General features: G+C 72.3%; 26 protein-coding genes. 10 read left to right on the forward strand and 16 right to left on the reverse strand.

Annotated features, from left to right (window positions below; genetic code table 11):
• Positions 1-2 precede the first annotated feature (2 nt).
• A complete protein-coding gene (locus JOD95_RS09225) occupies positions 3-1,151 on the reverse strand; it encodes an ROK family transcriptional regulator (RefSeq protein ID WP_209684716.1) in 1,149 nt (382 codons plus the stop codon).
• Between the two features lie 216 nt (positions 1,152-1,367).
• On the opposite strand from JOD95_RS09225, the gene JOD95_RS09230 reads away from it, so the two are divergent.
• From JOD95_RS09230 to JOD95_RS09240, 3 genes are all read left to right on the forward strand, one after another.
• Complete coding sequence (locus JOD95_RS09230) at positions 1,368-2,273, forward strand: ROK family protein (RefSeq protein WP_209684718.1); 906 nt, start codon at positions 1,368-1,370, stop codon at positions 2,271-2,273.
• A 111-nt stretch (positions 2,274-2,384) separates the two neighbouring features.
• Complete coding sequence (locus JOD95_RS09235; RefSeq protein ID WP_209684720.1) at positions 2,385-3,707, forward strand: hypothetical protein; 1,323 nt, start codon at positions 2,385-2,387, stop codon at positions 3,705-3,707.
• A 43-nt stretch (positions 3,708-3,750) separates the two neighbouring features.
• The gene (locus JOD95_RS09240) at positions 3,751-5,454 is read left to right on the forward strand and encodes a beta-N-acetylhexosaminidase (RefSeq protein ID WP_209684722.1); all 1,704 of its coding nucleotides are present in this window, start codon (positions 3,751-3,753) and stop codon (positions 5,452-5,454) included.
• 102 nt (positions 5,455-5,556) lie between these two features.
• On the opposite strand, the gene JOD95_RS09245 is transcribed toward JOD95_RS09240, so the two are convergent.
• From JOD95_RS09245 to JOD95_RS09255, 3 genes are read right to left on the reverse strand one after another with little or no spacing between them, the layout of a single operon-like run.
• Positions 5,557-6,174 carry a TetR/AcrR family transcriptional regulator gene (locus JOD95_RS09245; RefSeq protein ID WP_209684724.1) on the reverse strand — a complete coding sequence of 206 codons (618 nt, stop codon included), beginning with the start codon at positions 6,172-6,174 and terminating at the stop codon, positions 5,557-5,559.
• A 48-nt stretch (positions 6,175-6,222) separates the two neighbouring features.
• Entirely contained in the window at positions 6,223-6,780 is a 558-nt protein-coding gene (locus JOD95_RS09250) for a MarR family winged helix-turn-helix transcriptional regulator (protein WP_066651217.1), read from the reverse strand.
• Positions 6,781-6,827: 47 nt separating this feature from the next.
• On the reverse strand, positions 6,828-7,010 hold the full coding sequence (locus JOD95_RS09255; RefSeq protein WP_066651213.1) for a hypothetical protein: 183 nt from the start codon (positions 7,008-7,010) through the stop codon (positions 6,828-6,830).
• A gap of 141 nt (positions 7,011-7,151) precedes the next feature.
• Here JOD95_RS09255 and mgrA point away from each other — a divergent pair, with 141 nt between their 5' ends.
• Complete coding sequence (gene mgrA, locus JOD95_RS09260) at positions 7,152-8,195, forward strand: L-glyceraldehyde 3-phosphate reductase (protein ID WP_066651210.1); 1,044 nt, start codon at positions 7,152-7,154, stop codon at positions 8,193-8,195.
• Positions 8,196-8,320: 125 nt separating this feature from the next.
• On the opposite strand, the gene JOD95_RS09265 is transcribed toward mgrA, so the two are convergent.
• Positions 8,321-9,112, reverse strand: a complete 792-nt coding sequence (locus JOD95_RS09265; RefSeq protein WP_066651209.1) for an alpha/beta hydrolase — start codon at positions 9,110-9,112, stop codon at positions 8,321-8,323.
• Positions 9,112-9,639, reverse strand: a complete 528-nt coding sequence (locus JOD95_RS09270; RefSeq protein WP_209684726.1) for a phenolic acid decarboxylase — start codon at positions 9,637-9,639, stop codon at positions 9,112-9,114. Before JOD95_RS09270 ends, JOD95_RS09265 begins: the two co-directional genes overlap by 1 nt.
• 62 nt (positions 9,640-9,701) lie before the next feature.
• Between JOD95_RS09270 and JOD95_RS09275 the strand changes: the two genes are divergently transcribed.
• From JOD95_RS09275 to JOD95_RS09285, 3 genes are all read left to right on the forward strand, one after another.
• Entirely contained in the window at positions 9,702-10,172 is a 471-nt protein-coding gene (locus tag JOD95_RS09275) for a MarR family winged helix-turn-helix transcriptional regulator (RefSeq protein WP_209684728.1), read from the forward strand.
• Between the two features lie 122 nt (positions 10,173-10,294).
• Positions 10,295-10,738 carry an Hsp20/alpha crystallin family protein gene (locus tag JOD95_RS09280; RefSeq protein WP_111228184.1) on the forward strand — a complete coding sequence of 148 codons (444 nt, stop codon included), beginning with the start codon at positions 10,295-10,297 and terminating at the stop codon, positions 10,736-10,738.
• Positions 10,739-10,752: 14 nt separating this feature from the next.
• Positions 10,753-11,067: a hypothetical protein gene (locus JOD95_RS09285; protein ID WP_209684730.1), complete on the forward strand. Its 315-nt coding sequence runs from the start codon at positions 10,753-10,755 to the stop codon at positions 11,065-11,067.
• A 105-nt stretch (positions 11,068-11,172) separates the two neighbouring features.
• On the opposite strand, the gene JOD95_RS09290 is transcribed toward JOD95_RS09285, so the two are convergent.
• Positions 11,173-12,054: a manganese catalase family protein gene (locus JOD95_RS09290; RefSeq protein WP_209684732.1), complete on the reverse strand. Its 882-nt coding sequence runs from the start codon at positions 12,052-12,054 to the stop codon at positions 11,173-11,175.
• A gap of 202 nt (positions 12,055-12,256) precedes the next feature.
• Here JOD95_RS09290 and JOD95_RS09295 point away from each other — a divergent pair, with 202 nt between their 5' ends.
• The 3 genes from JOD95_RS09295 to JOD95_RS09305 all read left to right on the forward strand — a co-directional run bounded on the left by JOD95_RS09295 (position 12,257) and on the right by JOD95_RS09305 (position 15,152).
• On the forward strand, positions 12,257-12,940 hold the full coding sequence (locus JOD95_RS09295; protein WP_209684734.1) for an SDR family oxidoreductase: 684 nt from the start codon (positions 12,257-12,259) through the stop codon (positions 12,938-12,940).
• A 206-nt stretch (positions 12,941-13,146) separates the two neighbouring features.
• Positions 13,147-14,484, forward strand: coding sequence for a sensor histidine kinase (locus JOD95_RS09300; protein ID WP_209684736.1), 1,338 nt, complete (start codon positions 13,147-13,149; stop codon positions 14,482-14,484).
• Positions 14,481-15,152 carry a response regulator transcription factor gene (locus JOD95_RS09305; RefSeq protein ID WP_066651190.1) on the forward strand — a complete coding sequence of 224 codons (672 nt, stop codon included), beginning with the start codon at positions 14,481-14,483 and terminating at the stop codon, positions 15,150-15,152. Before JOD95_RS09300 ends, JOD95_RS09305 begins: the two co-directional genes overlap by 4 nt.
• 12 nt (positions 15,153-15,164) lie before the next feature.
• On the opposite strand, the gene JOD95_RS09310 is transcribed toward JOD95_RS09305, so the two are convergent.
• The 9 genes from JOD95_RS09310 to JOD95_RS09350 all read right to left on the reverse strand — a co-directional run bounded on the left by JOD95_RS09310 (position 15,165) and on the right by JOD95_RS09350 (position 24,233).
• Complete coding sequence (locus JOD95_RS09310) at positions 15,165-15,926, reverse strand: triose-phosphate isomerase family protein (RefSeq protein ID WP_209684738.1); 762 nt, start codon at positions 15,924-15,926, stop codon at positions 15,165-15,167.
• A complete protein-coding gene (locus JOD95_RS09315; RefSeq protein WP_209684740.1) occupies positions 15,923-16,426 on the reverse strand; it encodes a ribose-5-phosphate isomerase in 504 nt (167 codons plus the stop codon). Before JOD95_RS09315 ends, JOD95_RS09310 begins: the two co-directional genes overlap by 4 nt.
• Positions 16,423-18,156: a dihydroxyacetone kinase family protein gene (locus JOD95_RS09320; protein WP_209684742.1), complete on the reverse strand. Its 1,734-nt coding sequence runs from the start codon at positions 18,154-18,156 to the stop codon at positions 16,423-16,425. The genes JOD95_RS09315 and JOD95_RS09320 overlap by 4 nt, the downstream gene beginning before the upstream one ends.
• The gene (locus JOD95_RS09325) at positions 18,153-19,541 is read right to left on the reverse strand and encodes an MFS transporter (RefSeq protein ID WP_307810412.1); all 1,389 of its coding nucleotides are present in this window, start codon (positions 19,539-19,541) and stop codon (positions 18,153-18,155) included. The genes JOD95_RS09320 and JOD95_RS09325 overlap by 4 nt, the downstream gene beginning before the upstream one ends.
• A gap of 73 nt (positions 19,542-19,614) precedes the next feature.
• A complete protein-coding gene (locus JOD95_RS09330) occupies positions 19,615-20,376 on the reverse strand; it encodes an SDR family NAD(P)-dependent oxidoreductase (protein ID WP_209684746.1) in 762 nt (253 codons plus the stop codon).
• 11 nt (positions 20,377-20,387) lie between these two features.
• A complete protein-coding gene (locus JOD95_RS09335) occupies positions 20,388-21,341 on the reverse strand; it encodes a 3-hydroxyacyl-CoA dehydrogenase family protein (protein WP_209684749.1) in 954 nt (317 codons plus the stop codon).
• Positions 21,338-22,336: a sugar phosphate isomerase/epimerase gene (locus tag JOD95_RS09340; protein ID WP_209684751.1), complete on the reverse strand. Its 999-nt coding sequence runs from the start codon at positions 22,334-22,336 to the stop codon at positions 21,338-21,340. The genes JOD95_RS09335 and JOD95_RS09340 overlap by 4 nt, the downstream gene beginning before the upstream one ends.
• A 90-nt stretch (positions 22,337-22,426) precedes the next feature.
• A complete protein-coding gene (locus tag JOD95_RS09345; protein ID WP_209684753.1) occupies positions 22,427-23,143 on the reverse strand; it encodes a GntR family transcriptional regulator in 717 nt (238 codons plus the stop codon).
• A gap of 94 nt (positions 23,144-23,237) precedes the next feature.
• Positions 23,238-24,233, reverse strand: coding sequence for a matrixin family metalloprotease (locus tag JOD95_RS09350; RefSeq protein WP_209684755.1), 996 nt, complete (start codon positions 24,231-24,233; stop codon positions 23,238-23,240).
• Positions 24,234-24,367: the final 134 nt, after the last annotated feature.

The following is a 24,367-nucleotide window of genomic DNA, read 5'->3' on the forward strand; positions in this document are numbered from 1 at the left end:
GATCAGCTGACCCCGAGCTCCGCGGCGAGCAGGAACGCTGCCCCGCCCCGGAGGATCAGGTCGCTGTTGGTGGACGTGGCCGTCACGGCGAGGTCGTCACCCACGCTCGCGAGCGTGCGGGCCGAGACGGTGTCGTGCACGGCTTGCACGAGGGGACCCTCGACGAGGTCGGCGGGCCCGGTGACGACGATCTCGGTGATGTTCACAGCACTGACGATCGGAGCGAGCACCCGGCCGAGGGTGTCCCCCGCAGACCGGAGGAGGCCGGCACGGTCGGCGACGGGGGCAGCGTCGAGCCGCCGAGCCAGGTGGTCGGCCCCGATGATCACCTCGAGGCACCCACGGCGCCCGCAGGGGCACGGCTCGCCGTCCTCGTCGATCGTCAGGTGGCCGATCTCACCTGCCGCGTAGCGCTCACCGAGCACGAGTCGTCCGCCGAGCACCATCCCCGTCCCCACGCCGTGCTCGAGCGCGACGACGAGCACGTCCCGGGTCGGGTCGACCTCGAAGGCGTGGACGCCGAGCGCCGCGACGTTCGCGTCGTTGAGGACGTGCACCGGGAGCCGGAAGTGCTCGGCGAGCTGCCGCTGCAGGGGCAAGCCGCCCCCGAGTGCGACCGAGTCGAGGACCGTGCCCGTCTCGTCGATGACGCCGGGGCACCCGACGGCGATCCCGAGCAGGCGACACGACGTCGTCGCCGCCAGGCGCTCGACGAGTCGGATGATGCGGTTGAGGGCCTGGTCCCCGACGGCACCGTCGACCTCGATCTTCGCGCTGTCGACGACGTCGCCACGCAGGTTCGTGACCGCCCCGACGAAGTGGTCGGGGACGGAGAGGTCCACGACGACGATGTGGAAGGCGTCGACGTTCAGGTTGATCAGGGTCGCGGGCTTCCCGACGCGCAGGTCCTCGCGGGGCCCGAGTTCGGTGACGAGGGCATCGGCCTCGAGTTCGGCGACCAGACCGGAGACGGTCGGCCGGGTGAGCCCCGAGTGCCGGGAGAGGTCCGCTCGGCTCATCGCGCCGTCGGTGAAGAGCGTCTGCAGGATCAGGGAGCGGTTGAGCGCCCGGCTGTGCTGCGGCAGGGCCTTGCTCCGTTGACGCCGTACCTGCGCCGCGAAGGGTGCCGGAGCATCCGTGTCGTTCGCCAATGGGGTTCCTCCCTCCGAGTGGTTGCCTTAGTAAAGGACCGTTCCTAATCCGATGTCAAGCACCGATCTAGAGCCGTAACAGCCCCGTGATCTCGCGGAAACACTGCTCGACACGCTCTTGCCAGCGTCGAGTTAGGCGTGTTTACTAACCCGCATGCGCAGCCTTGACGCCGCGTCCTCGCTGACGAGGCCGCGCACCCCCAGGACGGGAGCACCATGAGGATCGGCCTCGACATCGGCGGGACGAAGATCGACGCCGTCGCCGTCTCACCGGCGGGCGACGTGGTCGATCGGGTCCGGGTCCCGACCGGCTTCGGGCCCGACGCGGTGGTGTCCGAGACGCTCGCCGTCGTCCGATCGCTCGAGGTCCGGACGCGCTCGACCGCGGACACGATCGGCATCGGTGTCCCCGGTCTGGTCGACCACGAGACCGGCTGGGTGCGACACGCTGTCAACCTCGGGCTCTCGGAGGTCGCACTCGGTCCGCTGGTGGCCGCTGCGACGGGCGCGGCGGTCCAGGTCGAGAACGACGTGAACGTCGCCGCGCTCGGTGCCGCGCAGGCGATGCAGCTCGACGGGCCGCACGCGTACCTGAACATCGGGACGGGACTCGCCGCCGGACTCGTCGTCGACCGGCGCCTGTGGCGCGGAGCACGGGGCAACGCCGGCGAGGTCGGGCACATCCCGGTCGTGCCGGACGGGCAGCCCTGCGTGTGCGGTCAGCGCGGCTGCCTCGAGACCCTCGCATCGGGGTCCGCCCTGGCAGTCGCGTGGCCGGGCCACGGCAGCTCCGCAGCGACGGCCCTCTTCGACTCGGCCGACGCGGGTGATCCCGCTGCCGTCGCCGTCCGCGACCGCTTCGTCTCGGGCCTCGCATCGGCCGTGCGCATCCTCGTCGTCACGGCCGACGTCGAGTCGGTCGTCGTCGGCGGTGGGCTCGCCACCCTCGGCGAACGCCTGCTCGCCCTCGTGCGCGCCGGCTTCGACGGCGCCGCGCGCACGTCCCCCTTCGCCGCCTCGCTCGACCTGTCGTCCAGGGTCCACATCGCCCCCGTCGACCGTCCGCTCGCCGCACTCGGGGCCGCGTTCCTCGCACCCGCGCCGGCCGTCTCGACCGCCTGACCGCGGTCGAGCCAGCCGTCTCGACCGCCTGACCGCGGTCGACCGGCCGCCCGCACCACCGAAGCCTCGAACCCACCGATCGCGTCCCGACGCAGCGGAAGTGAGCACGCCATGACCGGAAGATCCCGTCCCTCCGACCACGACAGCCCCCGAGCGAGCGGCACGCTGACGCGCCGAGGGATCGTGCTCGGCGCCGCGGCGACCGTCGCGTCCGCCGCGGTCACGCTCGGCGCCCCGGGCATCGCCGCCGCGACGCCGCCGGCCGTACCGCGCGGGGGTGCTCGACCCCCGGCCGGTCCGGTGTCGCGCGGCCGTTCCCGCGACCTCGCCTACGAGTACCTCGACCTCCGCATGGACGAGTACGGCTCCGGCACGGAGCTCCGCCTCCCCCGCAGCTACTTCGGTGGGTACTTCGCGTCGCTGCCCACCGAGTTCGTGTCGTCGTTCGCCTACGACGATGCCCTCATGGTGCTGGCCTGGCTCGGCCGGGGCCGGCACCGCGACGTCCAGCGGGCCACGGTGCTCGGGGACACCCTGCTGGCGCTGCAGGCTGCGGACCCGATCGGCGACGGTCGGACCCGGGCCTCGTACCAACCCGACACCTTCCCCGTCGCGACGCCCCCGCGTCCGATCGACATCGGTTCCCCCGCCGCCTACACGGGGAACCAGTCGTGGGTCGGCATGGCGTTCTGCCGCCTGTTCGTGGTCACCCGGGAACGTCGGTTCCTCGACGGGGCGCTCCGGCTCGGCGCCTGGATCGAGACGAACGCCCGCGACGACGTACGGCAGCCCGCCGGGTACACGGGCGGACGGAACGCCGACGACCAGCCGATCACCTACAAGTCGACCGAGCACAACATCGACGTGACGGCGTTCTTCACCCAGCTCGCCCGGCTCACCGGCGACCGCACCTGGTCCCGACGAGCGACCCTGGCGGAGACCTTCGTCCGCGCGATGCAGGACCGGACCGACGGGCACCTCTGGACCGGCACCGACCCGGACGGCACGACGATCAACCGCACGCCGATCCCCGAGGACGTGCAGGTCTGGGCGTACCTCGCCACGCTCGATCGCCGGTACTCCGCATCGGTCACCTGGGTGCTCGACCACCTCATCGCCCACGACGGTCCGTACACCGGCCCGTCCTTCTCGGACACGGACGTCAGCAAGGTCTGGTTCGAGGGGTCCGGTCAGCTGGCGCTCGCCCTGGAGGCGCGGGGCACGCGAACGGACCGCACCCGGTCCGCCTCTGTCCTCGACAGCGTCCAGCTCGCGCAGCGCACGCAGGCGAACGGCGACGGGAAGGGCATCGTCTCGGCGTCGTCCGACGGACTCGACACCGGGTTCGGCGACCTCTACCACTCGAGCCTGCACACCGGTGCGACGGCCTGGTACCTGCTCGCCGTCACCCGCACGAACCCGTTCCGCCTCTGACCATCCCGATCCGTCCCCGACCACCCCGGAAGGACAGCACCGCATGCTCATCCCCCGCCCCCGCTCCCGCGTCGACGGCGCCGGCTCGTTCACCCTCGACGAGCGGACCCGCGTCACCGCCGACCCCGCGGCCGAGCCGGTCGCGCAGTACCTGCAGCAGGTCCTGCGCGCCTCCACCCGTCTCCCCCTGTTCGGCGCCGCCGGCGCGACCGACGTCCCCCTGGTCGCCCTCCGGATCGCCGCCGATCCGAGTGACCTGCCGGAGGGCCCCGGCGGTGACCGCTCGGAGGCCTTCCGGCTGGAGGTCACCACCGAGGGCGTCGTCGTCACCGGCGGTGGCCCCGCCGGCGTCTTCTACGGCGTCCAGGCACTCCTCCAGCTGCTCCCCGCCGACGTGTTCCGCCGCGGCCAGGTGCGGACCGAGGGGTGGACGCTCCCGGTGACGGTCGTCGAGGACGCCCCGGCCTTCGCCTGGCGCGGCGTGATGCTCGACGTCGCCCGGCACTTCCGCACGAAGGCCGAGGTCCTGCGCCTCGTCGACCAGCTCGCCGTGCACCGGCTCAACCGCCTGCACTTCCACCTGACCGAGGACCAGGGCTGGCGCATCGAGATCACGAAGTACCCGCGGCTCACCGAGGTCGGGTCGTGGCGCACCGAGTCGCAGGTCGGCGCACACGTGCCGGACGCGGACGGCACCCTCCGGGTCGCGGGGAAGGACGGACGCCCGCACGGCGGCTCCTACACCCAGGACGACATCCGCGAGATCGTGGCCTACGCGGCCGACCGGTTCGTCACGGTCGTGCCGGAGATCGAGACCCCCGGACACGTCCGCGCCGCGCTGGCCGCGTACCCGGAGCTCGGCGTGCACCCGGAGCGGCAGCTCGACGTGTGGACCGAGTGGGGCATCGCGCACGACGTGATGAACGCCGAGGACAGCACGGTGCGGTTCTTCACGGACGTGCTCGACGAGGTCGTCGCGCTCTTCCCCTCCGAGTACATCGGCCTCGGCGGCGACGAGTGCCCGAAGGACCAGTGGGAGGACGATCCCCGCACCCAGGAGCGCATCCGGGAGCTCGGCCTCGCGGACGAGGAGCAGCTGCAGGCCTGGATCGTCGGGCAGCTCGCGGCGCACCTCGAGTCGCACGGACGCCGGGCGTTCGGGTGGGACGAGATCCTCGAGGGCGGCACGCTGTCCCCGTCGGCGACCGTCGTCTCGTGGCGCGGGTTGCAGGGTGCGATCACCGCCGCACGGCGTGGGCACGACGTCATCTCGACACCGGACGACCAGGTCTACCTCGACTACCGGCAGAGCGACCTGCCGAACGAGCCGATCCCGGTGTCGATCGTGCTCACCGTCGACGACGTGTACGCCTTCGACCCGGTGCCCGCGGAGCTCACCGAGGCGGAGCGGGCACACGTCATCGGTGGGCAGGCGAACATGTGGACCGAGCACGTCGACACCGTCGGCCGACTCGACTACCAGCTGTTCCCGCGCGTGGTCGCCCTGTCCGAGGCGCTCTGGTCGGCGGACGTCGCCCGCCCTCGCGACGTCGAGGAGTTCCGGCAGCGGTTGACGCACCACCTCACCCGGCTCGACGCGCTCGGCGTCGCGTACCGGCACGAGTCCGGCCCGCGCCCGTGGGAGGAACGGCCCGGTGTGCCGGGTCGCCCCCAGACGCGTGCGGAGCGCGCCGCGTACATCGACGCGGTCACCGCGAACATCGCGAACGGCGCGTCGACGCCGTAGTCGCGACCGGGCGGCGGACGGGAGGCTCGTGGCGGCACCGCGCCGCGCCTCCCGTCCGCCACGCGTCGAGACGGAGCCGTGGTCGCGTCGCCGGGACCGGCGTCAGTCCTCGGTTGCGGGGATGATCGACTCGAGCAGGCGGAGCACCCGCTCACCGTCGACCGCCTCCGGGTCGAGCAGCCACTGCACCTGCAGGCCGTCGGACGCGGCGATGCCGAGGCTGGCGAGGTCGACCGGGTCCAGGTCGGCCCGGATCCGTCCGGCGGCCTGGTCCGCGGCGATCAGCTCGGCGAGGTCGGCGCGGAGCCGGGTGAAGCGCTCGCGCATGAAGTCGCGCGTGGCGGGGTGCCCCTCCTGCACGGCGTCGGCCGCGAGCGTCGTGTAGAGCTGCACGAGCCCGGGGACCGCGCGGTTCCGCGACGCGCTCTCGCGCATGTCGCCGATCGCGGACCGCAGGCGGTCCGGGGCGTCCTGCTCACGCACCTCGTGCTCGCGGTAGACGGCGAGCAGCAGTTCGTCGCGGCTCGGGAAGTAGTGCCGGAGCGCCGCGTGGGTGATCCCGAGCGCGTCGGCGACCGAGCGGAGCGACGACGCGTCGACGCCCTGCGCCGCGACCATGCGGATCATCTCGTCGAGGATCTGCGCACGGCGTTCGGCGCCCTTGCGGTACCCGCCGCGTCGGGGCGGGGTCGCGCCGTCGTCGTCGACCTCGTGCGTCATCCCCCCAACTTACCGCTGGAAGGTTTTCGCGCCACCCTGCGGTCGCCGCTAGGAGTCGTTCGGCTCCGCAGCGCCGTCGGGGTCGACCGTGTACTCGTCGACGGGTGTCGGGGTCCCGACGGCGAGGGCGTCGGTGATCTGCGACAGGCAGCGCGCGAGCACCTCGTTGTCCTCGCTCGACAGGTGGTCCATCACGCCGACCACGGCCTCGTGGAACCGGGCGTACGACGAGTCGATCTTCTCGGCGGCCTGCACCGTCGGCTCGAGCACCTGCGCCCGTCGGTCGGTGGGGTGCGGGACGCGGACGATGTCGCCCTTCGCCGCGAGCCCGTCGACGATCTTCGTGACCGACGCGTTCGAGACGTTGAGCATGACGGCGAGGTCCTTCGGGCCCATCGCCCGACCGTCCCGGTGCGCCTGCAGCATGTACCGCACCGTCAGGAACTCGTTCTTCGTCAGGCCGCTCTCGGTGCGGGCCTGCTCCAGCTGCTGCTCCTCGACGTGCTGCAGACGCAGGAGCGCGTCGACGGCGACCTTCGCGGCCTTCGACCGCGGCTCCCTGGCGTAGAGGTGGACGTGCTCACGGCGGACGACGGTCAGGGGCATCGGCTGGTGGGGTCTCTCTGTCGGGCGGATCCGGTCGGAGCGGGTGGCTACGCGGTGGGCGCCGTGAAGAAGTCAGCGTACGACGGTTCGCTGCGCGTCGACAGGAGCGACGGGTCCTGGATGCGCCGGGACACCCAGGCGTCGATCACGGCGGGGTCGGTCAGGCCGACCCGTGTGTGGGTCGCGGACATCCGTGTGGTGCGCGGCATCCCGGAGTACGTGCTGTGCATGACTGATCCCGCCTTCCTGCGTCGTTGCCGTCCTGGTCGGACGAGTGAACTGTTTCACGACGCGAACGATCAGTGCAACGAACCTTTCGCGTTCTGTACGGTTCGCGCGGCACTCGACCGGGCGGGGCCAGGATGGGTCCCATGTCCTACATCGCCGCGGACGACCGCTACGACTCCATGCCCTACCGCCGGACCGGCCGCTCCGGCCTCGACCTGCCACTGCTCTCGCTGGGCTACTGGCACAACTTCGGCGACGACAAGCCCTTCGAGACGCAGCGGGCGATCAGCCGCCGGGCGTTCGACCTCGGCATCACGCACCACGACCTCGCGAACAACTACGGCCCGCCCTACGGCGCCGCCGAGGTGAACTTCGGCCGGCTCATGCGGGAGGACTTCCGTCCCTACCGCGACGAGATGGTGATCTCGACGAAGGCGGGCTGGGACATGTGGCCCGGGCCGTACGGGCAGGGCGGCGGCTCGCGGAAGTACGTGCTCGCCTCGCTCGACCAGTCGCTCGAGCGGATGGGCCTGGACTACGTCGACGTCTTCTACTCGCACCGCCTCGACGCCTCGACCCCGCTCGAGGAGACCATGGGCGCACTCCACACCGCGGTCCAGCAGGGCAAGGCGCTCTACGTCGGGATCTCGTCCTACGACGCCGAGCGCTCCCGACAGGCCGCCGAGATCCTCCGCGACCTGGGCACGCCGCTCCTCATCCACCAGCCCTCGTACTCGATGCTCAACCGCTGGATCGAGGACGAGGGCCTGCTCGACGCCGCGGGCGACCTGGGCTTCGGTGTGATCGGCTTCACCGCGCTCGCGCAGGGCCTGCTCACCGGGCGGTACCTCGACGGCGTGCCGGAGGACTCGCGCGCCGCCGCCGGGAAGTCCCTCGACGCCGGGTCCCTGACGGACGAGGTCGTCGGACACCTGCGGGCGTTGAACGACATCGCGTCCGACCGCGGGCAGAGCCTCGCGCAGCTCGCACTCGCGTGGGCACTGCGCGACGAGCGGGTGACCTCGCTCGTCATCGGGGCGTCGCGCGTCGAGCAGCTCGAGCAGAACGTCGCGGCGCTCGGCAACCTGTCCTTCACGGACGACGAGCTGCGCCGCATCGACGAGCACTCGGTCGGCGTGCTCGACGTCGACCTGTGGTCGGGAGCCCGTTCCGGTCAGGTGAGCTGACCCCGGACCGGCTCCGTCCGCCCGGCCCGGCCCGGCCCGGGTCGCGGAACGCAACGTCGGCGGTCGCTCGCAGCGCTGTACCGCTGCGAGTTGCCGCCGACGTTGCGTCGTGCGGGACGGTGGCGTCAGCGCAGGCCGAGCCGCTCGTCCAGCAGCGCCAGGAGCCGCTCGCGGAAGGGCACCGAGGACCAGCCGTGGTCCGCACCGTCGACGACCGTGAGTCGCGCACCCGGCAGGAGGTCGGCGTACCGGCGACCGTACGACACCGGCACGATCGCGTCCTCGCTGCCGTGCACCACGTCGGCCGGTCCGCCGTAGCCCGACACCGGCCCGTACACGTCGAGGTCGTCCTGCACGTCGGCGATGAACGCGCCACCGAGGGGCATCCCGCCGAAGTCGAACCATCCGTGCTCGCGCACCGGGGCGAGCGGCTGCCCCTGGATCACGTCGTGCTCCGTGATGTCGTCCACGACGACGCCGGCGGGTGACCACAGCGTGAGCGTCCGGACGAGCGAGGGCTCCTGCGCCGCGGCGAGCGCCGACTCGACGGCCCCCAGACTGTGCGCGACGACGTGCACGCCCTGCCCACGGTCGGCGGCGCGGATCATCGTGACGACCTGCTCCACCTCGTCACGGATGGTGATGTCCGCGAACTCCCCGTCACTGGCGCCCTGTCCGAGTCGGTCGTGACTGCGGACGACCGCGCCTCGGGCGACCAGGTGTCGTGCGGTCTGCACGAAGAGCTGGTGCCCGCCGAGCGCACTGTCGCTGAAGCCGTGCACGAGCAGCACGACGGGCGCATCCGCGGCCGCACCGTCCTGCGGCTCCCACTGCCATCCGCGGACCGTCCGACCGTGGTGGTCGAGCGTGGTCGGGGTGGTGCGGGGATCGGCGCCCCGCAGCGGCACGACGGACATCAGTTCGTCCGGTCCGCCCAGCCGGCCGGCAGGTCACCGGGAGCGGTGTCGATCACGGTCTCGTCGTCCGCGCCGACGTGCTCGAACAGCGTGATGTGCGCGAACTCCGGCACGACGTAGATCGGGTAGGTCGGACCCTCGTCGCGGAAGCGCTGCATGTCGTCCAGGTGGTCGTTCTGGAACAGCACGGTCTTCTGCCCGTCGAGCTCGATCCAGCGCGGGAAGAAGATCGTGCCGTGCAGGACGCGCTGCTCCGGAACGACGTTGACGACGACGCTGGTGCCGGTCGGCTCGTTCCAGGACACCTTGTAGACGCCGGGGGCGAGGGCGACGAGGTCGACGGTCTGGTCCTTCACCCAGCGACCGCCGACGTGGCCGGTGTGGATGCGGTAGTCGATGGTCGTCGCGTTCTTGACGTACATCTCGTACTGCCAGCCGTTGGCGTACGTGTAGACGAACCGGTGGCCGACGATGCCGGTGAGGTCCTGGGGCGGTTCGGGGTGCTCGACGGAGGTCTGCGTGGTCATGCGTCGAGTTTGCTCCCGAACTGGTTTTGTTGCAAACAAACCTCGCTGCTAGGTTGCCGTGTGTGCAGGGTACGGACGGACCGGGCGGCACGACGCAGGTCGCGCGCAGGCTGAGCGACCGCATCGGCCCGTTCCGGCGCGCCCTCCTCCGGACGTCGCGCGAGGTCGCCGACCTGCCGGACCTGCCCGACGCCCAGGTCGAGGTGATGCGGGCCCTGACGGGGACCACGACCACGCCCTCGGCCCTCGCCGGTCGGCTCGGACTCGCTCGCTCGACGGTGAGCAACCTCGTGTCGGCGATGGAGACCGCCGGGCTCGTCGAGCGACGACTGGCAGCGGGTGACGGACGCCGGACCGAGCTCCGCCTGACCCCCCTGGCCGAGGAACGGCTCGCCGCCTACGACGAGGCGTCGACCGCCGTGCTCGTCGAGGCGCTCGACCGACTCCCGCCCGAGGACCGCGCAGCACTCAGCGCCGCGCTGCCTGCCCTCGAGCACCTGCACCACGAGATCACGCACCGCGGCGACCGCTGAGCGTCACCAGCCGACCTTCTCAGCGGACTCCGAGCGCTCTCTTGGCACTCCTGAGGCGAGAGTGCTAGAACGTTCTGCAGTTGAGTCGAAGGGACTCAACAAGGACGAAGGAGTTGATCTCGATGACGATGCAGTTCGACCCGTTCCGCGAGCTCGACCGACTCGCCGGCTCCCTGCTCGGTGCCGGCGCCGGTGCTCCCCGCTCGATGCCGATGGACCTGTACCGGACCGGCGACCACTACGTCCTCGACGTCGACCTGCCGGGCATCGACCCGGGTTCGGTCGACGTCGACGTCGACGGCTCGGTGCTCACCATCCGCGCGGAGCGCACGCTCGGTGCCCCGGAGGGCTCGCAGTGGCTCACCCGTGAGCGCCAGCCGGGCACGTTCGTCCGGCAGCTGACGCTCGGTGACCACCTCGACACCGCGCGCATCAGTGCCGCCTACGACAACGGCGTACTGAGCGTCACGATCCCGGTCAAGGAGTCCGCGAAGCCCCGGAAGATCGACGTCACCACCGGTGGCGGGGCGCAGCAGCTCGCGGTCGGCAGCGGTTCCGCCGAGTAGTCCGGGGGCGTGCGGTGACGACGATCATCAACGCCTTCCTCGCCGTCGCGGTCGTGACGGGAGCGCTGGTCGCGACGAGCCTGGACCGTCGGGTGGCCGTGCTCCTCGGCGCGGCCGGCAGCACGGCGGGGAACTTCCTCACCTGGCTGGTCGCGCCCGGCGCGTGGGCACAGGTCCCGCTCCTCCCCTGGCTCGCCGCGGTTGCCGGCACGGTCGCGCTCATCGCACTCTGGAGCGCGACGCGCCTCTGGTCCGGCATCTTCGAGCCACCGCGCGCACCGCGCGACGACGACACCGCCGCGCTGGCGACGGTGGGCGTGGAGTCGTGACGGCGTGACCACGTGACGCACGGGAGGCCCGGTGCCAGCTGGCACCGGGCCTCCCGTCCGTCTCCCGGCCGCGTCGGGTGGTGAGGCCGCGCGACCGGCGGACCGTCACTCCTTGTTGAGCTTGTCCTGCACGAGCCCCGCGGTCTTCTCGACGACGTTCGGCAGCTCCGTCGTGCCGTAGAACCGCACGTCCGGGTGCGTGGGCGGCGGCATCGGCACCGACGACGTGGGGCCGTCGTGGTAGGAGTACTCGCCCTTGCCGTCGAACGACGGGCCGCTCGCCCAGGGGCCGTCGCCGGCCTCCTTGCCGTCCGAGAAGTTGAGGTACTGGTAGCTGAACTCGGTGTGCTCCTTCGACTGCGGGAAGTTGCTCGGCACCGGGAAGCCCTCGACGCCCTGCTCGCGGAGCTCGGCCGCGGCGGTCGCCCACATGTTCTGGTGCATGGTGTCGCGGGCGATGAGGAACGAGAGCAGGTCCCGCACGCCGTGGTCGTCGGTCATGTGGTAGAGCCGGGCAGCCTGGACACGGCCCTGCATCTCGGCGTTCTCGTTGGCCGTGAAGTCCGCGAGCAGGTTGCCCGACGCGGTGATGTAGGAACCCTGCCAGGGGTTGCCGTTGCTGTCGACCGGACGGGCGCCTGCACCCGCGACGATGGCGTGCTGCACGTCGGTCCCGCCGACGATCGCGGCCACGGTCGGGTCGTCCTGCAGCGCGTCCTCGGTGATGCCGAGCGGGCTCTTCTCGAGCAGCTGCGCGATCATCGTCGCGAGCATCTCGACGTGGCCCATCTCCTCGGCCCCGATGCCGAACACCATGTCGCGGTACTTGCCCGGGATGTGCATGTTCCACGCCTGGAACTGGTACTGCAGGGCGACGGAGATCTCGCCGTACTGACCGCCGAGCACCTCCTGCAGCTTGCGCGCGTACACCGCGTCGGGCTTGTCCGGGGTGGCCTTGAACTGGAGCTCCTGCTTGTGGAAGTACAACTCGTTCTCCTGTCTCGATGGTCGTCACGTCGTCGTGGTGCACGGCGGCGCGGCGGGGTCCGTCGTCGTGGCCGACGCTCCGCTCGGATGACTGGGCGGGCGTTCGGGGTGGACGGATCGCGCGGGTCCGTTGGCCGGATCGCGCGGACGACGTCCCGCTGCCCCCGGTCCGAGCGCGGGTGATCGGCCTAGCGTGTGGCGCATGGACCTCGAACTCACCGGCCGTGTCGCCCTCGTCGTCGGCGGACGGGGGTACATCGGCTCCGTCGTCGCCGAGACCCTGCGTCGCGAGGGCGCCCGGGTCGTCGTCGCGTCGCGGAACGCCGACGGGGACGACGCCGTGGCGATGGACACCGCGTCGCAGGAGTCGGTGGACGCCGGGGTCGCCCGCGTCCTCGACCAGCACGGACGCATCGACGTCCTCGTCGTCACCGCCGCGCCCGCGGCCGGGACCCTCGACCCGGAGCGTGCGTCGGACCCCGATCAGGTCGCCGCGGCGATCGACGGCAAGGCACTGGGCTTCCTCCGGGTCGCGAACGCCGTGCTGCCCGTGCAGCGCGAGGCGGGCTTCGGCCGCGTGGTGGTGGTGAGCGGGCAGAACGCCTACCTGTCCGGCAACGTCACGACCTCGCTCCGGAACGCGGCAACGAGCATCATCGCGGGGAACCTGGCCGACCAGTCCGTCGGCACGGGGGTCACCGTGAACGTGGTGAACCCCGGTGCGGTGACGGACGATCCCGCCAGGACGGTGCAGCCCGGGGCCGGTGGCGAGTCCAGCCCGCAGCAGATCGCCGACCTCGTCGCGTTCCTGTCGTCCCCGCGCTCGGTCGTCAGCGGGGAGTCGGTGTCGATCGGGCACCGCGTGCTGGGACAACTGACGATCTGACGGGTTCGTCCTGCAGGACGACCCCGTTCGTCCCTCCGCACGATGCCCGACGACCTGGTCGACCGACAGGCTCGGTGGCATGGAGAGCTCGACCAAGCACGTGATCGCCACCCTCGCCACCTGCGCGGCGATCATCGTCGTCACCGCGGTGGCCCTCGTCGCGATGTCCCCCGTGCCGTGAGCCCGCGTCGTGCGATGATCGAGCCGTGACGGACCGGCGCACGTTCCTCCGGCCGATGCGGACCCGGTCGGTCGTCGTCGACCTCCTCTGGGCGGGCCTCGCCGCGCTGGTGTCCGCCGCCCCGATCGACGTCGAGCTCGAGCACGCCAGCCCCCTCGCGGTCGCGATCGCCACCGTCGCCATCGCCGTCCGCCGCCTCTCGCCGAGCGCGGCGATGACCGCGACCGTCGCTCTGGGCGCGGTGCAGGTGGCCGGCGGCGAGCGACCGTCGTTGGTCGACCTCGCCATCGCCGTCGTCATCGGCACCGTCGCCGTCGTCGGGACGCGGTTCGAGGCCGTGCTGGCCGGTCTGCTCGCCGTGGTCGCCGGGGCTTCGGCGTCGATGTACCTCTCCACGACCGGTTACCGCTACGCACTGCTGCTGAACGGGCCGCGTGACCAGGTCGTCCTCGTCCTGGCCGCCCCGGCACTCGTCCTGCTCTCCTTCTGGGCGGCTGGTCTCGCCGGTCGGGCGATCCGGTCGCAGAACGCCGAGGCCGTCCGGCGCGCCGACGCCGAGGCCGCCGCCAGTCGGGCGGAGGCGGTGGCCAACCGTGCCGAGGCCGTGGCCACGCGCGCGGTCGACGAGGCCGAGGCGGAACGCATCCGTGCGGACATCGCCCGCGACGTGCACGACGTCGTCGGCCACTCGCTCGCGGTCATCATCGCGCAGGCGGACTCGGTGCCCTTCCTCGACGACGAGGCGCGGATCCGCGAGGTCAGCGCCACCATCGCCAGCACCGCCCGGAGCTCCCTGGTCGAGGTGCGACAGGTCCTCGGGCACATCGACGGGTCGGACACCGCGAGCGACCCGACGTCCTTCGAGGAGATCGTCCGCGGCATCCGCGACGCCGGGGTGGACGTCGAGCACGCCGTGCGCGGTGTCGCCCGACCGCTCGGCGCGGTGCACGGCACGGCTGCCCGCCGGGTCCTGCAGGAGATGCTCACGAACGCCCTCCGGCACGGGGCGCCGGGCGGTGCCGTCGAGGTCCGGGAGACCTGGCGGTCCGCCGACCTCGTGCTCGAGGTGGAGAACGCCGTCCCGTCGGACGCGCTGCCGGTCGGTCCCGGACTCGGGCTCGAGGAACTCGCCGCGGCGGCCACCGGCGCCGTCCCCGTCCGCGCGACCGCGACCGCAGGACAGCCGACCGCGACCGCCGAGCAGCCGATGGTCTCGTCGACCCGTGGCTCCGGCCGGGGCCTGACCGGCATGCAGACCCGACTGACCACGATCGGCGGGTCGTTCGACGCCGCCGTGCTGGACGCCGTGTTCGTCGCGCGCGCCCGCATCCCGTTCGACGTCCGAGGGGGGACGAGCCGATGACCGACCCGATCCGCATCCTGCTCACCGACGACCAGGCGCTCTTCCGGGCGGGCCTGCGCGTGGTGCTCGACGCGCAGCCCGACATGCAGGTGGTGGGCGAGGCCTCGGACGGCGCCGAGGCCCTCGACCGCGTCCGGGAGCTGCGGCCCGACGTCGTCCTGCTCGACATGCGCATGGCCGGGATGGACGGCGTCGAGACGGTGCGCCAGCTGTTCTCCGGCGCCGTCCCGGGGCCGCTCCCCCGCGTGGTGGTGCTCACGACGTTCGGCCTCGACCCCGCTGCCGCCACCGCGATCCGGCTCGGTGCGAGCGGGTTCCTGCTCAAGGACACGACACCGCCGTTCCTGTTCGCCGCGGTGCGGGCCGTGCACGAGGGCAGCTCGGTGATCGCCCCGAACGACCTGTCGCAGCTGTTCGGCGCCGACGTCGACCGTGCCCCTGCTCCCCAGCCCGAGGCGTTCCAGACCCTGACGGACCGGGAGCGCATCGTCTTCGGGTGGGCGTCCCGAGGGCTCTCGAACGCCGAGATCGCGGCGAAGGAGTTCGTCACCGAGTCGACCGTCAAGTCGCAGATCTCGAGCATCCTCGGCAAGCTCGAGCTCCGCGACCGGGTGCAGCTCGTGGTCTACGCGCACGACCACGGCCTGGCGGGCGCCCGGGAGGGGTGACCGGCGACCCGGTCAGGAGGCCAGGGCCGCCGCCTCGTCGAGCACCGCACCGACCGCCGCGGGTTCGTGCGCGAAGCGCCCGAGGAACACTCCGCCGATCCGTCCGCGTCCCCGGGTGAGCAGCCCCGGTCCGGCGCTGCCGCCGTAGACCACCCGCGACCCGGCGAACGCCGGCCGGGCCGCCAGGGACTGCTCGATCCCCTCGAGGACCCCGACGACGTGCTCGTGCGGCGCCGGCTCGGCGGCGCCGATCGCCCACACGGGCTCGTACGCCACGGTGACCCGTCCGGTCGTCCCGGCCTCCGCGGCCGCCGCCAGCGCCCGGTCGAGCTGCCCGGTGACCTCCGCCACGGCCTCCGCACGGGAGGCGCGGACAGCTTCGCCGACGCACACCAGCGGTTCGAGGTGGTGCCGGAAGGCCGCGTGCACCTTGCGCGCGACGACCTCGTCCGTCTCGTGGAACCGGGAGCGCCGCTCGGCGTGCCCGATCTCGACGAGGTCGACGCCGATCTCGCGGAGCTCGGCGCCGGACACCTCGCCGGTGGACGCGCCCTCGTCCGACGCCGACAGGTCCTGCGCGGCGAGCCGGATGCCCGACCCGGCGAGCAGCTCGCGCACCGGGACGAGCGCGGGGAAGGTCGGCGCGACGAAGAGCTCCACCGCGCCGGCGGCGACCGCGGGGTGCCGCCGGGCGATGTCCGCCACCGCGCTCGCCCACGAGAGCGTCTGCGCGTGCGAGAAGTACATCTTCAGCGACACCCCGACGATCGTCATGCGCCCGGGTCCGTCCCGTCCTCGGGGGCGTCGGTGCCGACGGGCGCTGAGCCGTCGTACTCGCAGATCGCGGCGACCTTCTCCGCGCTCGCGCTCGACGGGTCGAACGTGTACCCGAGCCACTCCTTCGCCATGCGCCGGGCGACCTCGATGCCGACGACCCGCTGGCCCATGCAGAGCACCTGGGCGTCGTTCGACAGCACCGACCGCTCGACGCTGAACGAGTCGTGCGCCGTGACGGCCCGGATTCCGGGCACCTTGTTCGCGCTGATCGCGACGCCGAGCCCGGTGCCGCAGACCAGGATCGCCCGGTCGGCCTCGCCGTCCGCGACCATCCGGGCGGCCTCGACGGCGACGTGCGGGTACGCCGTGTGGCCCTCCGCGTCCACGCCCACGTCGACCACGCTGGCCACGCGGTCGTCGGCCTCGAGGTCCCGCTTGATGACCTCCTTGTAGTCGAAGCCCGCGTCGTCCGAGCCCACCACCAGTCGTAGCGTCATGCTCCCGTTCCTTCCTCGTCGATCGTCGCCGCCAGGGTCTCGACGACGAGCGCGAAGGACACCGCGCCCGGGTCGGGGGTCCCGACGGCCTGTTCCGCGTGCGTCCGCGCGCGGCCCTTCCGCGGCAGCAGGTCCGCGCTCGCGTCCGCTGCCCGGCGGGCGGCGTCCACCGCCGTCCGCCACGCGGCGCCCAGGGCATCGCCGGCCTCGAGCCGGCGCCGCAGTTCCTCGTCGAAGGGGACGAGGGCGTCCACCATCGTCTTGTCGCCGGGCACGGCCCCGAAGGCCAGCACCGCCTCGGTGGCGGCCCGCACCGCGTCCGCGACCGTCGCCGACGTCGGACGCGCGTCGTCCCCGACGACGCGACCCAGCGCCTCCAGGGCGGCACCCCAGATCGCACCGGACGTCCCGCCTGCCCGGTCGGACCAGGCGTCACCCGCCACCCGCAGGAGCGTCGCCGCCCCCGCACCCCGGGCGAGCGCGTCCGCGGCGGCGGTGTCCGCCGCGTGCGAGCCGCGCTGCATCCCGATGCCGTGGTCGCCGTCCCCAGCGACCTGGTCGATGCGGCCCAGTTCGTCCGCGTGGTCGTCGAGCACCGCGCGCACGGCGCTGATGCCCGCTGCGATCCGACCGGCCGCGGCACGCGAGTCGTCGCTCGCCGGACCGATCACGATGCCCTCCTCGTCGGCGGCGACCACGTCCTCGGCCACCCGCTCCTGCGGGACCGCCCCGCCCTTGCGGAAGGCGGGCGTGTCCGCGGGTGCCGACCACAGCTCCTCGAGCTCGTCGTCGAGCCAGAACAGCGTCAGCGAGACCCCGGCCATGTCGAAGCTCGTGACCAGCTCGCCCACCTCCGGCTCCACGATCGCGACACCGGCGTCCCGGAGCCGTCGCTGCACCGAGCCGTATACGACGAAGAGCTCCTCGTACTTCACGCTGCCGAGCCCGTTGAGCACCGGGACCACCCGGGCGCCCTCGACCGTGACGCCCGCGGGCACCTCGTCGAGCAGCCGTTCGACGAGCAGCGCCGCCAGACCGTCGGCGCTCGGCACGTCGGTCTCGTCGATGCCGCGTTCACCGTGGATGCCCATGCCGATCGCCATCCGTCCCTCGGGCACCTCGAACAGGGGCTCCTCGGCACCGGGCAGCGAGCAGCCCGAGAACGCGACGCCGAAGCTCCGGGTCCGGTCGTTCGCGCGGGCCGCCACGGCGGTGACGTCGTCGAGCGGGCGCCCCTGCTCGGCCGCGGCCCCGGCGACCTTGAACACGCAGAGGTCGCCCGCGATGCCGCGCCGGTCGGCCTCGGCACCGGCGGGGGCGGACACGACGTCGTCGGTCACCCGGACCGTGCGGACGGGGATGCCCTCGTCCTCGAGCGTGCGGGCCGCGGCGTCGAAGTTCAGCACGTCGCCGGCGTAGTTGCCGTAGCTGAGCAGCACGCCGCCACCGTGCTCGGCGGCACGGCAGACCGCGGCGACCTGCTGCGCGGACGGGCTGGCGAACAGGTTCCCCATCGCCGCGCCGGCGGCCAGCCCGTGCCCGACGAGACCGCCGAACGCCGGGTAGTGGCCCGAACCACCGCCGATCACGACGGCGACCGTGCCGTCCGGACTGGTGGTCGCGCGGGCGACACCGCCGTGCACCCTGCGGACCCACCGCTCGTTCGCCGCGACGAAGCCGTCGGTGGCCTCGTCGGCGAAGGCTGCCGGGTCGTTGTACAACCGGGTCATCGCGTCGTCCCCTTCGTCGAGGTGGTGGCCACGTGCGAGGTGTCGAGCAGCTCGTCGGCCTTCGCGCCGCGGAAGAACCTGGTGCAGGAGATCATCACGGCGGCGACGAACGCCAGGACGCCGAGCGACACAATGCCGAACGCCCCGCTGTCGGTCGGCACGGCCTCGTTGATCGCAGTGCGCATGATCGGGGCGACGAAGCCGCCGAGGTTGCCGAGCGAGTTGATCAGGCCGATGCCCGCGGCCGCCGCCGCACCGGTGAGGAACGCCGTCGGGTAGGCCCAGGTGATCGGGCCGACCGCCAGGAAGCTCGCGACGGCGAGGGTGATGAACAGGATGCCGAGGACCGGCTGGCCGTTCGCACCCGCCCACGCCGACCCGAGGATCGACAGACCGGTCGTGATGTAGAACATCGTCCCCCAGCGGCGGCGACGACCCACGGTGTCGGCCTTCGACCCGACGAGGTAGCAGGCGACCAGGCCGACGAGCCACGGGATCGCCGCGACGAGGCCGACCTGCCAGCCGACGTCCTGCCCGAGCAGTGACGACACCTGCTGCGGCAGGTAGAACGTCGTGCCGTACACGGCGACCTGCAGGCAGAAGTAGATGATCGTGAAGTACCAGACGCGGCCGCTCGCCATCGCCTTCCAGATGCCCTTCGGGCCGTCCTCGTTGCGGGCGGTGTCCTCACGGGCCATCGCCGCGGTGAGCGACTGCTTCTCCCCCGGTTCCAGCCACTTCGCCTGCTGCGGGCTGTTCGTCAGGAAGAACAGCGCCGCGACGCCGGCCAGCACCGCGAGGATGCCCTCGCCGAAGAACATGACCTGCCAGCCGTGGAACGGCGTGACCTGGTCACCGACGCTGATGAGCCCGCCGGACAGCGGTGCGCCGATCATCTGCGAGAACGGCTGCGCGAGGTAGAAGATCGCGAACATCCGCACGCGGACCTTGTTCGGGAACCACTCGGACAGGTACATGATCACGCCCGGGAACAGCCCCGCCTCGGTCACACCGAGCAGGAAGCGCAGGACGATGAACATCGTGTCGTTCGTCGTGAACGAGAACAGTGCGGCGACGATGCCCCACGTGACGGCGATCCGGGCGAGCCAGAAGCGCGCCCCGAAGCGCTTGAGCAGCAGGTTGGACGGGATCTCGAAGATCGCGTAGCCGACGAAGAAGATGCCGGCGCCGAGGGCGAAGGCCGCGTCGGAGATGTTCCGGTCGACGCTCAGGGCCTCCTCGGCGAAGCCGACGTTGGTGCGGTCGAGGAAGGCGACGAAGTACAGGATGACCAGCATCGGCATGAGGTGCTTGGTCGCCTTGGCGATCGCGGACCTCAGTGCCGGGTCGTGGGTGGACCCCAGGGCGGGGCTGCTTGCGGACACGAATCGCTCCTTCGCGATCATGAGTGGTCGTTCTGGTGGTCGGAGCCGTCGGCTCCGGTGCGTGCCGTCGGGTTCAGTGCATGTAGAGGCCGCCGTCGACGTTCAGGGTCTGACCCGTCACGAACCCGGCGTCGGCGCTGACGAGGTAGGCGACCGCGGCGGCGACGTCCCGCGGCGTGCCGATGCGCGGCAGGACACCGTCGGCAGCCATCTCGGCCTTGCGCTCCTCGGAGAGGGTGCCGCCCATGATGTCGGTGTCGATCGGGCCGGGCGCGATGGCGTTCACCGTCACGCCGTGCTGCCCGAGCTCCCGGGCCATCCCGCGGGTGAGGCCGATCACGCCCGCCTTCGCGACCGAGTACGGCGTCTTGCTGAACGTCCCGCCGCCGCGCTGCGCGGAGACCGACGACAGGTTGACGATGCGGCCGTACCCGTTCCGCACCATCGACTCGGCTGCCCGGAGACCGGCGAAGTGCACCCCGTCGAGGTTGATGCTCAGCACCCGGTGCCACTCCCCCTCGGGCAGGTCGAGGTAGGCGTGCGCCGACGAGACACCCGCGAGGTTCACGAGTGCCGCGATCGGCGGGAGCCCGGCCTCGATGGTGTCGAAGGCGGCCCGGACGGCGGCCTCGTCAGCGACGTCCGCGCCCGCGCCGACGGCCTGCACGCCGTGCTGCTCGCGGAGTTCGGCGGCGACGGCCTCGCTCGCGGCCTGGTCGAGGTCGACGATCCCCACGTTCCAGCCCTGCTCGGCCAGGTGATGGGCGGTCGCACGGCCGATGCCGCGCGGGGACGCCGCGCCGGTGAGGACGACGGTCTGCTGCTCGTTGCGCATCGCGTGCTCCTTCAGTGGATCGGGGCCGGGCCGAGCTCGTCGAGGAGCTCCTGCATGGCGACGTAGGCCCTGTTCCGGTAGGCGACGAGCTCCGGCGTGCGGTCGGCGGGCACGTCGAGGTAGCCCGATCCGGTCTTCGTGCCGAGCTCGCCGGCGTCGACGTGCTGCTGCAGCGTCGGCGGGGTGGCGAAGCGCTCGGGCCAGCGGGTCTGCAGCGACTCGAAGCAGAACGCGTAGACGTCGAGTCCCGCCATGTCCGCGATCGCGAACGGGCCGAAGAAGGGCAGGCGGAACCCGAAGGTCGTCCGGACGATCGTGTCGATGTCGTCGGGGCTGGCGATGCCCTCGTCCGCGATCTTCGATGCTTCCTCGAACAGGGCGTACTGCAGGCGGTTCAGCACGAACCCCGTCGAGTCCTGCACCCGTGCAGACTGCTTGCCGGTCGCCGCGACGACTGCTTCGCCGACGGTGACCGCGTGCTCGCCGGTGGTGGGGTGCGGGATGAGCTCGACACCGGGGATGAACGGCGCCGGGTTCGAGAAGTGCACGCCGAGGAAGCGCTCCGGACCGGTGACGGCCTCGGCGAGGCTCTCGATGAGGATCGTCGACGTGTTCGAGCCGATGACGGCGTCGGGTCGGGCGGCGGCGCTGATCCGACGCAGGGTCTCGTGCTTGATCGCGAGCTTCTCGGGGACCGCCTCCTCGATGAAGTCGGCGTCCGCGACGGCGGCCTCGATCGACTCGGCGGCACTGAGGTGCGCGGTGACCCGCTCGACGGCGTCCTCCGGGAACAGGCCGTCGGCGACGAACTGGCCCGTCTCGCGGATCAGCCGCTCGAGGTTCTGCTGCGCGATCTCGGCCGAGACGTCGGCGATGCGGACGGTGTGACCGGCGAGGGCGAGGACCTGGGCGATCCCGCCGCCCATGTACCCGGACCCGACGACGGCGATGTCGAGGGTGCTCATCGGACTGCTCCTCCGTGCTTCGTGCCGATGCTCGTCGTGGCGAGCACCGACCGGATGTACTGCTGGTTGATGGCGCAGACGCCGAGGCTGTCCCCGCCGTACTGCTCGGTCATGACGATCCCGCGGAAGCCGTCGGCGACCGCGTCCCGGAGGACCTGGCGGTAGTTGATGAGCCCGGTCTCCATCGTGCTCGGCGCACTCGTCGCCCAGCTGCCGTCGCCCGCCTCGTCGCGCGTGTAGTTCTTCACGTGCAGGTAGTTCGTGTGGGGCATCGTCTTCGCGAAGAGCTCCCGCCAGTCCTCGACCGGACGGTGCAGGCGGACGAGGTTCGCCACGTCGGCGTTGAGACCGACGGTGTCGAGCCCGATCTCCTCGACGAGCCGGACCGCGCTGTCCGCGGTGCCGAGGTAGGTGTCCTCGTACAGTTCGAGGGCCATCGGCAGGCCGACGCTCGCCGCGTGCTCCCCGAGTTCGCGGAGGCGTCGGACGGCCGCGTCCCACACGTCGGGGTCCTCGGGGTCCTTCGGCCCGGGAGCCGTCCAGAACCAGAGCGCGCGCTGCTGGGCCTCCGAGAACGGCTGGTGCAGTCCGGTCGAGAACACCTGCATGCCCCACTCGGCCGCCGCGTCGATCGTGCGGTGGGCGTAGGCGAGGTTCTCCTCCTCGTGCCCGGGCTGGATCACGCTCCGACGCTGCAGGTGCACCGACGGGATCCCCACGCCGTGGGCCGCCGCGACCGCGAAGAGCTCGTCGCGCCGGTACCGTTCGAGGTCCGCGGGGCGGACGTGGCTGTCGGCCAGCTCGGCGAGCGAGAAGCCCGCTGCGGCGATCTGCGCGAACACGTCGTCCCACACCTCGACGGGGGCGTCGTGGAAGGCGGTGCCGTCCCGCGTGACCCGGTCGAAGCCGTGCAGGCAGACGGCGATCGGCCACGTCCGGTCGGTCCAGCTGTCCGGGTCCCAGTCCTGCTCGACCCAGTCCTGCGGTGTGCTCACGGAGTGCTCCCTTGCATCACGTGGTTCATCCTTGAACCTCTTTCCTATAGGAAAGATACCCACGCTGAGCGAGAGCGCAACCCCGATCCGTCAGGCGGAGTGTGACGCGTCGGCCCGGGAGCGCACCCGCACCGCGTCGATGTGGTGCCGCATCGCCGCCACGGCGGTGGGCGCGTCCACGGCGAGGGCATCGAGGACCGCACGGTGCTCGGCGACCGCCCGCTCGGTGTCGTCGTCCCCGCCCTCGACGATCTGCCGCATGCGGTGCACCCGCGTCGTGATGATCGCCGACATCTCCTCGAGGAAGGGGTTCCTCGTCGCGTCGAACACGAGCTGGTGGAACCGCCAGTCGGAGCGGAAGAACCGGGCCATCAGCTCCTCGGACGCACGGCGGGCACCGACCCGGGCGACCTCGGCGGCCACGGCCTCCTGCTCGGCGAGCGCCGCAGCGAGCCGCTCCCGCAGCACGGCCACGTCCCCGCGTGCCGCGAGCTCGACCGCCCCGCTCTCGACGATGAGCCGCGCGTCGAACAGCGCCTCGAGCTGGTCGCCGGCGAGCGGCGGCGCGACGCGGTACCCCTTGTTGGCCTCGCGCGTGACCAGGCCGGTCCGCTCGAGCTGCACGAGGGCCTCGCGCACCGGGGTCGGGGAGACGCCGAGCGTCCGGGCGAGACCGTCGATCGACAGGCGCATCCCGGGCTCGACGTCGTGCCCCATGAGCACCTCGAGCACCCGGTCGTACACGCGGTCGCGCAACCCGATCTGGGTGATCCGCGCGGAGCCGAAGCCCGGCATCGTGCTCGTCATGCGGTCGATCCTAGAGAGTGCAGGGTCCTGCGACCTGCGCGTCGGGCGGCGGCGGTGGCCGGTGTGCGCCGGCGCCGGGCACCGGTGGCGATGGTCAGTACCGGGCGTCGATGCCCAGGGCGTCCCCGAGCCCGAGGCTGCGCTGGGCGACGTCGCACGGCGCGGCCGCGGGCTTCATGACGAGGGCCGACGAGGCTGCGGTGTGCCCGAGGCCGTACGCGTGCCCCCACTCGTGCGTCGCGACGCCGCGCAGGTCGTACCGGTTCCCGGAGCACGTCGCCGTCGACGACCACGCGTACCGGGTCGAGTAGCGCTGGTCCGCCTCGACCGCGACGCCGTCCTGCGACCACACGCACGTGGTCGCGAGCGTGCCCGCGGGCAGGGAGCCCCAGCCGGTGACGCTCCGACGGTCGGGGTCGCCGCAGCCCCCGGTGCTCGAGACCGCGGGGGTCCTCGCCGTCGTGCTGACCCAGGTGTTCGCGGCACTCGACGTGATCGAGCGCCCGCAGGTCCCGAGCCGTCCGCTCCACGCCGTCGCACCCGCACGGATCGCCACGCGGTCCGCCGCCTTCGCTCCCGTCGGGTTCGACCACCACCGGACGTCCCTCGTCCAGCGGTACGCCAGGAGCGTGTACGACCGGTCCGTGCAGCTCGAGGCGTCCGATCCGGTGCCGGTCGTGGCCGCACCCGCACCGGCGTCGTGCCCGGCGGCGACGCGGCCCTCACGCAGTGCGAGCACCCGCCGGACGGCAGCAGGGGCGCCGGACCAGCGCCCGTCGACCGCCACGGCGATGCCTGCCGCGCCGGTGTTCGTCACCGAGGCGTCCCCGGGATCGCCACCGGTCGTCGTCGCCACGGGCAGCGCGGTCACCGTCGTGCCGGCGTCGGGCACCGCGAAGACGCGACCGTCGGGGAGCACGACCGAGCCGGACGCGACGACGCAGCCACCGGACAGCTCGGCGACCGTGATCCGGTCACCGCGGCACGACGACGCGGCGTGCGCGGGGGCGACCCCGACGCTGGTGGTGACGACCGCGACGAGCGCGGTCCCGAGTGCGACCACGGCAGCGGTCACGGACGACGTCCGCATGGGTCCTCCAGGAGCAGGCGCACCGGCACGACCCGGTACGACGCCGATCAGTGTGCGGAGAGCGGCAGCGGAGGGGCAACCCCCAGAACGGGCACCCGGCGGTCGCCACGGGGTCGTGGGCCGACCCGGTCGGC

This window comes from Curtobacterium sp. 1310, assembly GCF_017834105.1.
GTDB lineage: Bacteria > Actinomycetota > Actinomycetes > Actinomycetales > Microbacteriaceae > Curtobacterium.

Coding starts and splice junctions, on each gene's coding strand:
- JOD95_RS09230 (WP_209684718.1), top strand. CDS start 1,368: ATGAGGATCGGCCTCGACATCGGCGGGACGAAGATCGACGCCGTCGCC.
- JOD95_RS09280 (WP_111228184.1), top strand. CDS start 10,295: ATGACGATGCAGTTCGACCCGTTCCGCGAGCTCGACCGACTCGCCGGC.
- JOD95_RS09270 (WP_209684726.1), bottom strand. CDS start 9,639: ATGACCACGCAGACCTCCGTCGAGCACCCCGAACCGCCCCAGGACCTC.
- JOD95_RS09265 (WP_066651209.1), bottom strand. CDS start 9,112: ATGTCCGTCGTGCCGCTGCGGGGCGCCGATCCCCGCACCACCCCGACC.
- JOD95_RS09320 (WP_209684742.1), bottom strand. CDS start 18,156: ATGACCCGGTTGTACAACGACCCGGCAGCCTTCGCCGACGAGGCCACC.
- JOD95_RS09250 (WP_066651217.1), bottom strand. CDS start 6,780: ATGCCCCTGACCGTCGTCCGCCGTGAGCACGTCCACCTCTACGCCAGG.
- JOD95_RS09310 (WP_209684738.1), bottom strand. CDS start 15,926: ATGACGATCGTCGGGGTGTCGCTGAAGATGTACTTCTCGCACGCGCAG.
- JOD95_RS09315 (WP_209684740.1), bottom strand. CDS start 16,426: ATGACGCTACGACTGGTGGTGGGCTCGGACGACGCGGGCTTCGACTAC.
- JOD95_RS09240 (WP_209684722.1), top strand. CDS start 3,751: ATGCTCATCCCCCGCCCCCGCTCCCGCGTCGACGGCGCCGGCTCGTTC.
- JOD95_RS09335 (WP_209684749.1), bottom strand. CDS start 21,341: ATGAGCACCCTCGACATCGCCGTCGTCGGGTCCGGGTACATGGGCGGC.
- JOD95_RS09305 (WP_066651190.1), top strand. CDS start 14,481: ATGACCGACCCGATCCGCATCCTGCTCACCGACGACCAGGCGCTCTTC.
- JOD95_RS09345 (WP_209684753.1), bottom strand. CDS start 23,143: ATGACGAGCACGATGCCGGGCTTCGGCTCCGCGCGGATCACCCAGATC.
- JOD95_RS09350 (WP_209684755.1), bottom strand. CDS start 24,233: ATGCGGACGTCGTCCGTGACCGCTGCCGTGGTCGCACTCGGGACCGCG.
- JOD95_RS09235 (WP_209684720.1), top strand. CDS start 2,385: ATGACCGGAAGATCCCGTCCCTCCGACCACGACAGCCCCCGAGCGAGC.
- JOD95_RS09330 (WP_209684746.1), bottom strand. CDS start 20,376: ATGCGCAACGAGCAGCAGACCGTCGTCCTCACCGGCGCGGCGTCCCCG.
- JOD95_RS09245 (WP_209684724.1), bottom strand. CDS start 6,174: ATGACGCACGAGGTCGACGACGACGGCGCGACCCCGCCCCGACGCGGC.
- mgrA (WP_066651210.1), top strand. CDS start 7,152: ATGTCCTACATCGCCGCGGACGACCGCTACGACTCCATGCCCTACCGC.
- JOD95_RS09295 (WP_209684734.1), top strand. CDS start 12,257: ATGGACCTCGAACTCACCGGCCGTGTCGCCCTCGTCGTCGGCGGACGG.
- JOD95_RS09255 (WP_066651213.1), bottom strand. CDS start 7,010: ATGCACAGCACGTACTCCGGGATGCCGCGCACCACACGGATGTCCGCG.